The sequence below is a fragment of the Pseudoalteromonas maricaloris genome (assembly GCF_024746855.1).
In the GTDB taxonomy this organism is placed as follows: Bacteria; Pseudomonadota; Gammaproteobacteria; order Enterobacterales; family Alteromonadaceae; genus Pseudoalteromonas; species Pseudoalteromonas maricaloris.
This window is the reverse complement of record NZ_CP024625.1, coordinates 1,661,140-1,675,146: the sequence shown is the minus strand read 5'-3', so window position 1 is coordinate 1,675,146 and position 14,007 is coordinate 1,661,140. Positions and strand designations below refer to the sequence as shown.

At 44.7% G+C, this 14,007-nt stretch carries 9 protein-coding genes; 1 reads left to right on the top strand and 8 read right to left on the bottom strand.

Translation table 11 applies throughout. The features are described from left to right. From CTT31_RS07140 to glk, 4 genes are all read right to left on the bottom strand, one after another. The gene (locus CTT31_RS07140; protein ID WP_010378022.1) at positions 1-621 is read right to left on the bottom strand and encodes a bifunctional 4-hydroxy-2-oxoglutarate aldolase/2-dehydro-3-deoxy-phosphogluconate aldolase; all 621 of its coding nucleotides are present in this window, start codon (positions 619-621) and stop codon (positions 1-3) included. A gap of 23 nt (positions 622-644) precedes the next feature. Then, the gene (edd, locus tag CTT31_RS07135) at positions 645-2,498 is read right to left on the bottom strand and encodes a phosphogluconate dehydratase (RefSeq protein ID WP_039495544.1); all 1,854 of its coding nucleotides are present in this window, start codon (positions 2,496-2,498) and stop codon (positions 645-647) included. Positions 2,499-3,021: 523 nt separating this feature from the next. Continuing rightward, entirely contained in the window at positions 3,022-4,041 is a 1,020-nt protein-coding gene (locus tag CTT31_RS07130; RefSeq protein WP_010378018.1) for a LacI family DNA-binding transcriptional regulator, read from the bottom strand. Positions 4,042-4,051: 10 nt separating this feature from the next. Continuing rightward, positions 4,052-5,053, bottom strand: a complete 1,002-nt coding sequence (gene glk / locus CTT31_RS07125; RefSeq protein WP_039495541.1) for a glucokinase — start codon at positions 5,051-5,053, stop codon at positions 4,052-4,054. Positions 5,054-5,370: 317 nt separating this feature from the next. Here glk and CTT31_RS07120 point away from each other — a divergent pair, with 317 nt between their 5' ends. Then, positions 5,371-6,390: a LacI family DNA-binding transcriptional regulator gene (locus CTT31_RS07120; RefSeq protein ID WP_260492400.1), complete on the top strand. Its 1,020-nt coding sequence runs from the start codon at positions 5,371-5,373 to the stop codon at positions 6,388-6,390. Positions 6,391-6,465: 75 nt separating this feature from the next. Here the strand turns inward: CTT31_RS07120 and CTT31_RS07115 are convergent, their stop codons facing one another. The 4 genes from CTT31_RS07115 to CTT31_RS07100 form a co-directional block, all read right to left on the bottom strand. Continuing rightward, a complete protein-coding gene (locus CTT31_RS07115) occupies positions 6,466-8,862 on the bottom strand; it encodes a glycoside hydrolase family 15 protein (RefSeq protein WP_260492255.1) in 2,397 nt (798 codons plus the stop codon). 10 nt (positions 8,863-8,872) lie between these two features. Then, complete coding sequence (locus CTT31_RS07110; protein WP_260492254.1) at positions 8,873-10,372, bottom strand: MFS transporter; 1,500 nt, start codon at positions 10,370-10,372, stop codon at positions 8,873-8,875. Between the two features lie 3 nt (positions 10,373-10,375). After that, a complete protein-coding gene (locus tag CTT31_RS07105; protein ID WP_260492253.1) occupies positions 10,376-12,250 on the bottom strand; it encodes an alpha-amylase family protein in 1,875 nt (624 codons plus the stop codon). Positions 12,251-12,369: 119 nt separating this feature from the next. Next, a complete protein-coding gene (locus CTT31_RS07100; RefSeq protein ID WP_211859650.1) occupies positions 12,370-13,884 on the bottom strand; it encodes a tryptophan halogenase family protein in 1,515 nt (504 codons plus the stop codon). Positions 13,885-14,007 lie beyond the last annotated feature (123 nt).

Sequence of the window (14,007 nt, the reverse complement as noted above, 5' to 3'; positions counted from 1 at the left end):
CTATTTTACTTCACTTGCTTGTTTCGCAAGCGCTTCAATGGCTTGCCAGTCTTTGTTTGCGATAAGTGCTTTATCAAGCATCCAAGTACCGCCCACACATACCACATTGTCGAGTGCAAGATACTTAGGTGCAGTTGCCAACGAAATACCACCCGTTGGACAGAATTTTACTTGTGGAATTGGTCCGCCAATGGATTTAAGCATTGGTGCACCACCTGCAGCTTCTGCTGGGAAAAACTTTAAGAATTCAAAACCATGACTTGCAAGCTTCATCACTTCGCTTGGCGTTGCAGCACCTGGAAGAAATGGAATACTTGACGACTTTGCCAGTTCCAATAATTCGTCATTGACACCTGGACTTACCATGAAGTCAGCGCCGGCTTCTACAGAGGCATTAAAGGTTGCCTTATCCACTACCGTACCAGTACCAACATAGGCGTCTGGTAAAGCCGCTTTAATGTCTTTTACCGCTTGCGCTGCCACCGGTGTACGAAGTGTCACTTCAAGTGCTTTTAAGCCACCATTAAACAATGCCGTAGCAAGCGGCACCGCGTCTTCGAGGTTATCAATAACGATAACCGGAACCACTGGTGCTGCTGACAATATCTCTTTAATACTCATGCTCACCCTCATTCCCACTGTTATTATTCTTCGATGCCAAATGAGCATGCGCCTTGATCTGCACTGCTCACTACGTGTCTAAATCCTGAGAATAGCTCTCGACCCGTACCAAATGTTTGCGATTGCGGTGAAAGCTGTAATTCGCGCTGTGCCATTTCTTCATCAGAAACATGTAGCACTAATTCGCCTTTTGGTGCATTTAAGGTGATCAAATCACCTTCGTGTACTTTTGCAATTGCACCACCTTCAACCGCTTCCGGCGCAAGGTGGATCGCCGCAGGTACTTTACCCGAAGCACCAGACATACGACCATCAGTCACAATCGCCACTTTAAAACCTTGGTCTTGTAATGTAGCCATGACAGGTGTCAGTTTATGTAACTCAGGCATACCTTTCGCTTTAGGGCCTTGCTCTTTAATCACAGCAATAAAGTCTTGGTTAAGCTTGCCAGCACTAAAGGCTTCTTGTAATTCGCTTTGAGAGCTGAATACTTTCGCCGGTGCAGTCACCGTTTGGTGCTGCTCTTGTACCGCAGACACTTTAATCACCGCTTTACCCAAATTACCATTAAGTAGTTGCAAGCCGCCTTGCTTGTTAAATGGATTTGCTACTGGGCGAAGCACTTCTTCATCCAGTGAGTTTTCAGGTACTGGTACCCACTTCACTTTGGCTGGACCTTGATTATCGCTGATGATCACATTGCTGTTGATATCCAGTAGTGGTTCCATCGTGTAAGCATCAAGTCCTTCACCCACAATCGTTTTTACGTCATTGTGTAAGAAGCCGCCATCTCTTAATTCACGCATTAAGAAGCCCATGCCACCAGCCGCTTGGAAGTGGTTTACATCGGCATGACCATTTGGATAAATACGCGTTAATAACGGCACTACTTCAGACAAATCCGCCATGTCTTTCCAAGTGATTTGAACGCCAGCCGCTTTTGCCATTGCGACTAAGTGAATGGCATGATTGGTAGAACCACCAGTAGACAACAAACCGACCAAACCATTGATCACGGTTTTTTCACTCACGATATCCGCAAGTGCATTGCCGCTTTTACCGTCAAGTAGCTGAGTTAGCATGGTCTCAACCGCACTCGCCGTTAAGCCATCTCTTAATTCTGTGTATGGGTTGATAAACGAGCTACCAGGTAAATGAAGACCCATGATCTCCATTAGCATCTGGTTCGAGTTCGCCGTACCGTAGAAAGTACAAGTACCTGCACTGTGGTATGAAGCACTCTCAGCTTCCAGTAACTCTTCGCGGCTGACTAAGCCTTGTGCAAACTTTTGACGAATACGTGCCTTTTCTTTGTTCGGGATCCCAGATTGCATTGGACCTGCGGGTAAAAAGAAAATGGGCAAATGGCCAAAAGACAAAGCACCAATTAATAGTCCTGGGACGATTTTGTCACATACACCAAGACAGAAAACCCCATCGAAGACATCGTGTGATAATGCCACCGCTGTTGACATAGCAATAACATCACGAGAGAACAAAGACAGTTCCATGCCATCTCGGCCTTGGGTAACCCCGTCACACATAGCAGGTACACCACCCGCTACTTGCGCAGTCGCGTCAAACTTGTTTGCCACTGCTTTAATTAAATCTGGATATTCTTTATAAGGTTCGTGCGCAGACAACATGTCATTGTACGAATTGATAATTGCTAGGTTTGGTTGCTCGTCTTCTTTTAAACGAGCTTTATCACTGCTTGAGCAAGCAGCCATTACGTGTGCTAGGTTTCCACAGCCCAGTCCCGCTCGTACGCGCGTTTGTTTTTTTGCTTGTTGGATTCGAGCTAAATAGGCTTGACGTGTTGCTTTGCTTCGCTCAATGACGCGTTCGGTGACTTCCTGAATTCGTGGATGCAACATATTACTGACTCTCTAGTGTTAGAGGAAAAAGGCTCTGCACGATTACCAGCATTCGTGATAATCCTTGTACAGAGCTGCTTTGATTTACCCGTTCAAAGGTACGCTATCAGGTTGTCTCTCACCCCAACCTGACACCGGTGTCACTATATTTACGCATAAAGCTGACACCGGTGTCAACCCTTCTTATAAATTTAGTCTAACTTTTTAAAATGACCAAATTATAACCACTTAAAACTTTGCCGATATCAGCGGTATTAAAACCATTACCTAACTGATTTTATTAGTAATTATTATGACAAAAAGAATAATATTAATGATTGAGCGAAATCATTATTTGATAGCAAAGTTATCAATGAGCCTTAACTTGGTAACATGGCCTTTAATCGCTGGGTCAGCGAGCCTGATTATCGCGACATAAATCTGCGCATTTATCTAGTCCGCAACGTTTTCCCTAGTAGCTGCGAAAATAAAAAGCCCAACGGCTAAGCGTTGGGCTTTGGGGCAAGTATAAAAATTGAAAAAGTTATGAATTCGAGCGCGCTTTCGTCGACTCTCGAGTGATGAGTTTAGCTTCTAAAACTTGCTGAAACGGTGCTTCTTGCGGTTGAGATATATGCTTAATCAGCTCTTCTACCGCTATCCGAGTCATTTCTTCCACAGGTTGTGCTATTGTCGTCAGACCCGGCCAAATATGCCTTGCGATAGGTGCGTTATCAAACCCAGCAATAGATAGCTGCTCGGGCACTTTGATCTCTCGCTGCGTAGCAAGTTTTAACACGGCCGCAGCCATGTAGTCGTTTGATGCAAATACAGCCGTTGGTCTTGGCTCTAAGTCCAATATAGCTTTTGCACTGTCTGCACCTGAATGATAACTAAAGTTACCTTCTGCAACTAACCGCTCTCGATATTCAATACCATGCTTTGCTAATGCTTTTTGGTAACCAGAGAAACGATTTTCCGTGGCACTGTGATCAGGGTGACCTTTAATAAAGGCAATTTCGGTATGACCTAAATTGATAAGATGCTCAGTTAACTCAAAAGCGCCCTGCTCGTCATTACTGCGAATTGAAATCGAATCATCGCCTTCAATGGCTGAAGCAACGCGTGCATAAGGAATATTTCGCTGCTTTAAAAAAGCAATAAGCTCGTTAGAGTCTGAAAATGGCGGAGTAAGCACAATACCGTCAAGTCTCGAGGTGGTAAGCAGCTGATCAACATTGTCGATAAGGTCTTGGCCGCGCAGTTCACAAGGATGTATCAATAAATTGTAACTATGTTTCTGACACGCTTCCAGCGCACCGCTTTGCACTCGCGTGATATAGCTTTTTGATGGGTTGTCGTATAAACAGCCGATGATAAAGCTACGATTTTGTGCCAAGCCGCGTGCAATAGGATTAGGCTTATAATTCAGCTCTTCAAAGACCTTCAGGACTTTTTCCCGCGTTGCTGGACTAACATTTGGCTCGTTATTTAATACCCGAGATACTGTCTTTTTAGACACTCCGGCATATTCGGCAACGCTATTAATAGTTACTTTTTTCATCGATTTTCCCTTAAGCCCGGCGTCGCTCATGAATACATGCAGCTGCGCCAATCAGTGGGATATTATCTTGTACCACCAAAGTAACTGGAATTTGGCTCGTGTACTGTGACATCATGCCTTTTTCGGTAAAGCGTTCAACAAAGCTACTTGCTTGTAATCGCGCTTTCATCCGCGGCAAGATCCCACCACCTATATAAACACCACCTAAGGCACCAAAAGTCAGTGCTAAATCGCCAGCCACACTACCCATCCAGTCACAAAAGTGACTCAATGTCGCATCGCACACTTTACATTCTTTCGCAAGTGCACTGATCTGCGCCGCATTAAGATCTTTAGCTTGCTCACCACGCACTTCTGCCATGGCTTTGTAGAGTCTCGCAATACCTGGGCCCGAAAACACCGTCTCGACTGAGACATGTTGAATACTCGCGCGCAGTACCGTTAACAGCTCTTTGTCTAAGGCGGTAACCGGTGCAAGTGAGATATGTCCCGCTTCACAGCTCATCACCGCGCTGCCGTTAATATCTCTAGCAAGACAAGCTGCACCAAATCCAGTGCCAGGACCCATTACGCCGATATTTGCACCTAGCTCAGGCTGACCTTGCTTAATCACTAAGTTTTTCTCTAGTGCTAAGTAGGGCGCCGCATAGGCAAAAGCAGCAAAGTCGTTGATCACGGCAAGTTCGGTAAAATCGAACTGGGCTTTGATGTCTTCGGAATTAAAATGCCAACCTAAATTAGTTAAATGAACTTGCTGAGATTTGATAGGACCGGCAACCGCGAGACAGGCTCGGCTTGGCTGCGCAACAGGTAGCTCAGTTAAATATTTTTGGATAGCGGATTCAAAAGACTGGAATTCAGCACTAGGAAAAGTGGCTTGATGCGTAATTACAAAATGGTTAGTTCGCGTATCAAAATCTGACACGATTGCAAATCTGGCGTTTGTTCCCCCGATGTCGGCAACGACAATCGGCTCAAACGGCACGGATGAATGGCTTGTTGTCTGGCTCATATTATTATCTCTTTATCACTGCGATTATGCTTGGGCTAACATCAGGGCTGCCAGCACACGTCCTGCAATTTACTGTCTCAACTCGCCAAAATTTGCACGCCTTGGCTTTTGCTCTTACCTGTTATTCTGTTAATTTGGTAAAAAATGCTGCCCTTGGCATAGGGCAGCCAAATACGTTTTGACAACAAAATGATAAAACATCGACATTATGACACCGGTGTCAGACTGTATCAATAAAAATTTGCAAATTCGGTGAAATTGGTTGAAAAAAAAATTGAATGGCTGACAATGTCACTGTCTTAAGCGTTGAGAAGAACATGAAAGGTAAAGCAACTTCATTTGATATCGCCCATTATGCTGGCGTTTCGCAATCTACGGTGTCGCGCGCCCTAAGAAATAGCCCTTTGGTTAACGAAGAAACTCGTCGTCGCGTTCATGAGATTGCTAAAAAGCTTAACTATAAGGTCGATAAAAACGCGAGTAATCTGCGCACTCAGCAAAGCAGTACATTAGCTTTGCTGTTATTTGAAGATCCCACAGAAGATGAGTCGCAAATTAATCCTTTCTTTTTAAGTATGCTTGGCAGTATTACCCGAGCGTGTGCAAAAGAAGGCTATGACCTTTTAGTATCGTTCCAATCGACGAGCAGTGATTGGCATGCCGATTACGAGGATAGTCACCGTGCTGACGGGTTAATTTTACTAGGCTATGGTGATTACATCGATTACCAGTCAAAGTTACAAACTCTACTCGACAACCACACAAAGTTTGTTTGTTGGGGGGCAACGGTTGATAACCGTCCAGACCTAACTGTGAGCTGCGACAATTACGGTGGTGGTGTATTGGCTGCAAAGCATTTAATCGACATGGTCAGAACAGATTGTGCGTTTATTGGCGATGCTTCGGATCACAGCCCAGAATTTTTTGCGCGCTTTAAAGGCTTTAGAGACACCCTTAAAGCAAAAGGTATTGAGGTGAGCGACCGTAAGATGGCAAATGCTATTTCCACAGAAGACTCTGGGTATCATGCAACTCGCTCCTTAATCGCCAACAATGTTAAATTTAACGCGCTTTTCGCAGCTAGCGATCTCATTGCTATTGGCGCGATTAAGGCGCTTCAAGAAGCAGGTGTTCGCGTCCCTCATGATGTACATGTCGTTGGCTTCGATAACATTGCCGCAGCGGGTTATGTTTCTCCCTCTTTAACTACTGTGCAGCAAAACACCACATTGGCAGGACAAATGCTGGTCGATAACTTACTTACGCTTATCCGAGGTAAAGCGGTAGCCTCTACCCTCTTACCGCCCAAACTTATTATTAGACAATCTTCGCGATAGCTAGATCTTCAGCGGAATCGAATAAAAAATGCCGAACTCATCTTCGGCATTTTTTATGTGTTTACTTACTGTATGTTATTTCAGTTTATTTTCTACGATTGGGTAGTGATCCCATACTTGCTTTTCATTAAGAGAGCGTACTAACTTTACGTATTCAGCATGTGTCCAAGCCAAAGGCGTCGCCGAGTTCGTTCCTTCTCCAAGTTGATAGCCAAAGGTATTTTTACCCACACCATCCCATACTTGCTCAGGTAACATCATGCCTTCATTAGCAAAGTGCTCCATCCCCTTCACATAAGTATTTTGTATTTTGCTCTGTTCATCCGCACTCAACTCACCATCGAGCAGCGCCAGCGCAATATCATAGTGACCACGCTCTCCGGTAAAGAAAGGCCACACTCGACCGCGTTGGCCATCGGTATTCTGACCATTTTCGGCATAATTGATACCACGCTTCTCGTCTTCACCATAACCGTCGTTACCGTAACGGCGGTACCCCGGATAACTATTAACATCGCCATCAAATTTAAAGCTATATTTTACTCTTAAGTTTTCAGCTATCGACTCATCATCGTATTCAGGCATGGTAGCCACGATGCTCGGAGCGTCAGCCCCTCTAACCCCGTAACGCACAAGTTCTAAGAAGCCACCGTCGATGATCTGCTTCTTATCCATTCCGCTGCGGCCATTATTGGCATTTAAGGTCGTACTGGAATTAGGGTTTTCGTCTTGTCCAATACGGAAGAAATATTGACCGTCACTGTGTTTGCTTTGCAAATTACCTTTGGTTGTGAACATGAATGACTCAACATCACGATTGTACTGCTGCGCCGTCGCAAGGAATTTCTCTTGTCCCGCTTTATCACCGGCCAATTTAGCAATGTCGCTCGCCGTTACAAGGCCTGCAATGATTGCCGCAGTAGTCGATGGTGAATAGCCATTTTGCTCTTCCCAACGCTCTTGTTGCGTCGCAGGCGGTGTGATTTGCGTGTCATTCCACAATATTTTAGCCAGTCCACCTTCAACTAAGAAGTTAGCTGCGGGCTTTAACATCTTATTGTACCAATAAACCAGTCTATCATCGCTTAGCACACCCGCTTGCCACAGTTTCCATGCCAGCATAATCGGCATTGCCGTTTGGTCAAGTTGTACACCAACCCACTCAAGCTCGCCATCTACATGCGTTTTTTGTAAGAACCAGCCAGTATCACCATGGTTACCCGGTGTTTTATCCGTAACCTGCACTTTTTCTAGATACTCAAAAGCAGTGAGTGCTGTTTGTGTATCTCCCATCGCCAAAAATGCCATCGCTACTTGATAAAAATCACGCACCCATACTGCTTTATAACCGGTATGGCCTTGCTCTGCTGGCACTGTGTCACCCCACGGATTTGACAACGATGCTATCAGCGCGCCGGCATGGGTTTTATCTTCTTGCGCCTTAAGCACAAGCGCACTGGTGTAAAGTAACTTGCCGTTGTCTGCGGTATTTGCCGTCATGGACTTTAGCGGCACTAAACTGTCGAGATAATCTTGCCAGCCCGTCGCTTCGCCTTGGCCATTATAATCAGCCAATACCTTATCGTAACCTTTGGCTAATGTGGCTGCCCCCTCAGCAAAGCTTTGCTGCTGAGAATGACCAAAACTCAAGGTAAGATCAAAGGTGCTGCTGCCCTTTACTTGTCCTAAGTTTGCCAACCAGTTAACGTTGCCACTTTCTTTGCCTGTAGACGCATAAGCCCGAGCTATATGTCCTGTAGACTCAAGTGCCGCTAAATTATCGCTGGTGCCAGTAAAACCGACAGATGCTTCAACAAAACCGGTTTTGCTCCGCAATGAGAGATAGTTCTTACCTTCCCATGCTAACAAACCTTGCTCTGTCACTTTTGCAAAATCGTTTAAGCCATTGTTATTCACGTATGGATTAACGTTCACAAAAGTCTGTACATCTTTGAGATCAGTATCTACTTTTGCTCTAACAAACAAGGTTTGTCCATCAGGGTCGGTAAAAATGTGCTTTTCAAGGGTAAAGCGACCTTGTTTATCTTTGCTTAAAATTTTGTAAGCCAGCGATAACGGTCGTCCACTGGCATCTTTATAAAGATAGTCAATCGTGACATCTAGGGCGTCAGTATCAGATTCTTTCACTGCAAAGCCGTCACCCACGATGATAAATTGCATGTCTTTGATCTGCGCTTGGTGAATAAGTCCAAACATGGTCTCTGTGATCATCCCTTTTGCAACAGAAAACCATACCTTTGAAACTGCTTTAGTAACCGTGGAATCGCTGTACTTGCCGTCTTCGTACACTTCGTACGACGTGCCAATCCCCGTTTTTCCAGAGTATGACCAATAAGGTTTAACGCCAGGTGCACCTGGTGCCGTCAGGGTTTCATTGCCAGATTGCTGTGATCCGCAACCCATGAGGCCTGCACTTACCAAGGCTAGTGCGATTGTTGGTAGTTTAATCATCTCGTTCTCCTTATTGAGCCTTTATCGTGACTCTTGAAACAGCTAATGCAGCGAGTAAAAATGACACGCCTCCGATGACGAGTGCGAATATCGGTTGGTTATCAAAACCATGACGTAGAATTAGACCTAGAATACTGGCGGCGAGTAATTGTGGGATCACGATAAAAAAGTTAAAGATCCCCATAAATACACCCATTTTGTTGCTTGGCAAAGCGTTACTTAACATCGCGTAAGGTAATGACAAAATAGATGCCCAAGCAAAGCCAATACCCACCATTGGCAACCAAAGTAATGTGGGATCACCGATAAATTTGAAGCTAATTAAAGACACTGCGCCAAAAAACAAGTTAGCTGCATGCGCCCCTTTGAGACCAATGCGCTTAACCATGAATGGGATCACCATCGCAGCAATAGCAGCAAAGCCATTGTAGGCTGCAAATAACACCCCGACCCAATCAGCACCGTCGTTATAAAGCTTGCTCGTTACATCTGACGTACCATAGTGATGGCTCGTTACCGCTGAGGTGGTGTAGATCCACATGGCAAATAGCGAAAACCAGCTAAAAAACTGCACCACAGCAAGCTGCTGCATGGTCTTTGGCATCGTAAATAAGTCAAAAATAACATGATAAAAACCATTACTTACGCGCTGTTTTTGCTGCATCACATGCGCAATGACAAATACAATTGCAAAAGCGATTAGCAGCCCACTAAGCAAATACAGCTCTTTTTCAAGGCCAAGAAATGCAACGGCAAACAACACGATAACACCAATGAAACCGCTCACCGCACTGCCTTTTAAAAAATTCACAGGTAAGTCTGACAATGTTGCGCTTTGCGTATTCATTTGCGCTTGTTCAAAGGCTGCGAGTTGTTCAGGGCTATATTCTTTCGTTTTTAGAATCGTCCACAATACGGAGATGAACAAAATAGCTCCCCCCCAGTAAAATGCGTATTTTACCGAGTCAGGGATTTGTCCTGCAGGAGCTGTGTTACTCACCTCAAACCAATTGGTCATCATCCAAGGCAGCGCAGACGCGACCACGGCACCAACACCAATGAAAAAGCTCTGCATCGCATAACCTGTAGCACGTTGCTTTTCATTCAGATTATCACCTACTAATGCTCTAAACGGCTCCATCGTGACGTTAATAGACGCATCCATGATCCACAGCATACCCGCCGCAATCCAAAGCGTTGGAGAATTGGGCATGATGAAAAGCGATAGCGTGGTGAGAATAGCCCCCCACAAGAAAAATGGTCTTCTACGGCCAAGTTTTCCCCATGTCCTATCACTCCAGTAGCCGATAATTGGCTGCACGATTAAACCCGTTAAGGGCGCTGCAACCCACAAAATAGGGATGTCATCGACCTTGGCACCGAGGGTTTGAAAAATACGACTCACATTGCCGTTTTGCAGTGCAAAACCAAATTGGATCCCAAGAAACCCAAAGCACATATTCCATATCTGCCAAAAACTGAGTTGTGGTTTTTGTTGTTCTTGTTGCATAGCTTACTTCTCTACTTGATAAACCGCGCTGGCAAGCGGCGCTAGCGCAATCGTTGCGTTGACGTGCTCGCCATCAGTCGTTGGTTGTAATTGTAAAGTCGGGTGTGACTCTAAAATATCGTTATAAGCACCATGCCAGTCTTTAGGCAGATTTACGGTGACTATTTGTTCTTGTTCCGCATTAAAGTTGCTCACGACCAACAACTTTTGTTGACCTAATTTACGGCCAAATGCCATAACTGTTTCAGCATTGCTTGGCATCTCAGCACTCAGGGTGACTTGCTGGTATTCACCAGCCGCAATCGCCGGCTGCTTTGCAAGATTGAGTAATTTGACGTAGTAATTACGAAGCGCCTTTTGCTCATTTGAAAGTAGCGCGCCATCAAATTTCCCGTCATTCATCCATTTTTGATGTTCGGGTACGCCAATATAGTCAAAGATACTGGTTCTGCTTGGACTGCCGAACCCCGCCTGCTCAGAGCCGTCTTCCCCTAATGTTTGTCCAAAATAGATCATCGATGGCGCTGTGCTTATTAGGTGACTAACCACCATAGCGGGTTTACCTTTTAGCGGATCGCCAACAAAGTCAGGGCTTGCGATACGCTGCTCATCATGGTTTTCTAAAAAGTGCAACATATGGGGTGCAATATCGGCTACCGATTGATGACTATCCAACACGGCTTGGGCACTACCTTTGCCTTGCATTAACGCCTTCAAGGTGTCGTAGAAACCCACTTTGTCGTAGAGGTAATCCATCTTCCCTTGCTTGATATACGGGCGATATAAGGTGGGGTTATAGACTTCAGCAAGCAAGAAAGCTTGAGGATTTTTTGTTTTAATCGACGAGTTTAAGAAGCTCCAAAATTCTACTGGCACCATTTCCGCCATATCGTAACGGAAACCGTCTACGCCCTTTTCTAACCAAAAATGCGTAATGGCTTGAAATTTGTACCAACTATCGGGCAATTGCTTGTGTTGCCAAAATTCAAAATGCGCACGGTAATCCTGCTGAGCATAATCGTCTGGCAAGCGGTCGAAATCGTAGCTACCGTCAGGCTTCACACCGTAATTCACTTTGACGGTTTCATACCAATCGTTAATATCAGGCTTTGCCGCGCGAGCACCGTTACCGGTCCACTTTGCTGGATTTTCTGCAAATTTGCCATCCGCCAATGGATGAGACTCACCACCTAACACCTGATAGCTTTCACTCGTTGGTACGGTAAACTCCTCACCAACCACATAATAAAAATTATTGTCCCGAGCATATGCAACTTGCGTGTCGTCATTCGCGCCAAAATCGACAGTCCCTTTAGGCGCACCGAGTGACTCATAGTTACGAGCGACATGGTTTGGCACAATATCAATGATCACTTTCAAGCCGGCGTCATGTGTGCGTTTGATTAAGGCTTCAAATTCAGCCAGTCGTGCAGAAGGATCGTTCGCAAGATCAGGGTTAACGGTGTAGTAATCTTTTATTGCATAAGGTGAACCCGCTCTGCCTTTTACAACATCAGGATCATCTTGGCTGATCCCATACTTGCTATAATCCGTCACTACTGCGTGATGGAGCACGCCGGTATACCAAACATGAGTCACACCCATCGCCTTAATTTGTTGTAATGCCGTAGGAGTAAAATCAGAAAACTTGCCTACGCCGTTTTCCTCTAGCGTTCCCCAAGGTTTGTTCACCGTTTTAGTATTGCCAAAGAGCCTTGTGAATACTTGATAAACAACGGGTTTGCTCACTGGCGCCACTTCCGATTGCAATGTCATTTGTTCAGTTTTTTTATCAACTGGCTTGGGGCCACAGCCGCTTAAACTTACTGCACCACCCAAAAGCGCTGACACAGCCAATAGTAGAGGTTTATTTTTCATAGTGTTGTCATAATGCTGTTTTAAAAGAGCCTACTTGCGTAAACGAACGTACTGAACCCATTACATATGTATTCAGAGAGACCCTTAATTAGATTTTATTTATAACGATTAATACCAAGTTACTTGTGAACATTTGCCACAAAGCTTTCTAGCTCCATTCGGTGATCTTTAAAATTCAATCCACATCGTCTGATGAAGTCATTCACTTTTTCGATGTTATGTTGGTTTGCTAGGGCATTGCCTGACTTAAGCTGAGCTTGTTCTGGGTAGATACCATAACCTGCCAATAAACAATGCCAGCTGACTGAAGGGTAATATTGCTCAACGTTTTGGCGAACTAATTCATCCGATAAGTTATTACCAGAAACCCAAGTCTGTAAAATTTGATAGAGTGACCGCGATAAGTGGTTATTGTTGGCATTATCAAGCCAGTAGTTGGTGTCAGTACGACTATTGACACGATAATGAGCGACAATATAGTCTCGAATAGCCTGATACCGTTCGCTCAAAGCGCGGTTGTGTTTATCTCTGTTACCATCGGTAAAATCCGCATCTTGATAGCATTCAATGAAACTTTGAACGGTTTCTTGGACTATATGCAAAGCGGTTGCTTCTAATGGCTCTATAAAGCCCTGAGATAAACCAATAGCGATGCAGTTTTTACTCCAATGCGCTTTAACTTGCCCGACTTTCATTTTTATATGCCGAGCTTCTACTTCTGAGTCCAACAAACCCAAAGCCGCCCTTAGCTCGGTTTCGGCTTGATCCGCATCGCAGTAACGCTGACTATAAACATAACCATTGCCGATACGGTTCGTTAGTGGAATGTGCCAAGACCACCCAAATTGACGCGCAACAGATTGTGTTTCGGAGCGAATAGTGTCAAGTTGCTTGGTAGGTATAACGACCGCAGCGTCGTTAAATAAATTGGACTCGAATGACTCAAAACCCACACCTAAAGTATGTTGTAGCAGTAAACTTTTGAAGCCCGAGCAGTCAATAAAAATATCCCCAGCGATTTCTGTACCATCAGACGTTATCAGTGCCGCAATATCACCATCAAGGTGTTTCCGAACGTCGGTAATTGTGGCATCAATGTGTTTTACATTAAACTCAGCCGCTTTGCGAGCCAACAACTGGCCAAGCAATGCTGAGTCAAAGTGATAACCATAATTAATTTCGAATGGGAAGCTTTCTGCAGCAATTGGGGATTTATTTAAATCAGCCAAGTGAGTCGCTAAAAAAAAGTGGTCTGGGTGGCCTTCTACGTCAATCGCCTTACGCCGAACAAAGCTGTTATGAAAAAAAGCCGGTGCACTGTAGTCATCAGGTTGTGCAGGAAATGGATGAAAATAGCTAGAAAATCCAGGTTTTGTAGACCAATCTATAAACCGAATGCCATTTTTATAGGTCGCATTACAAGCAGGCATCCACTCGGCTTCCGAGATACCTAAATAGTCCATAAATCCTTTGAACTGCGGAGTAGACCCTTCACCAACACCAATAGTCCCGATGCTAGAAGATTCAACCACAGTGATTTCTATCGCTTTATCTGCCCAGCTTTTTGCCATCATATTTGCGGCCATCCAACCTGCAGTTCCACCACCTAAAATCACTATTTTCTGACTTTTCATCGCCTTCGCACCTTAAACCTATTAAAAACCATGTATTGAAAGTGAACCAAACATATCAATTTAGATAATTGATGATAACCACTCATTGCGCTATGAGCGATTATAAAAAAGCCACCAAAGCAG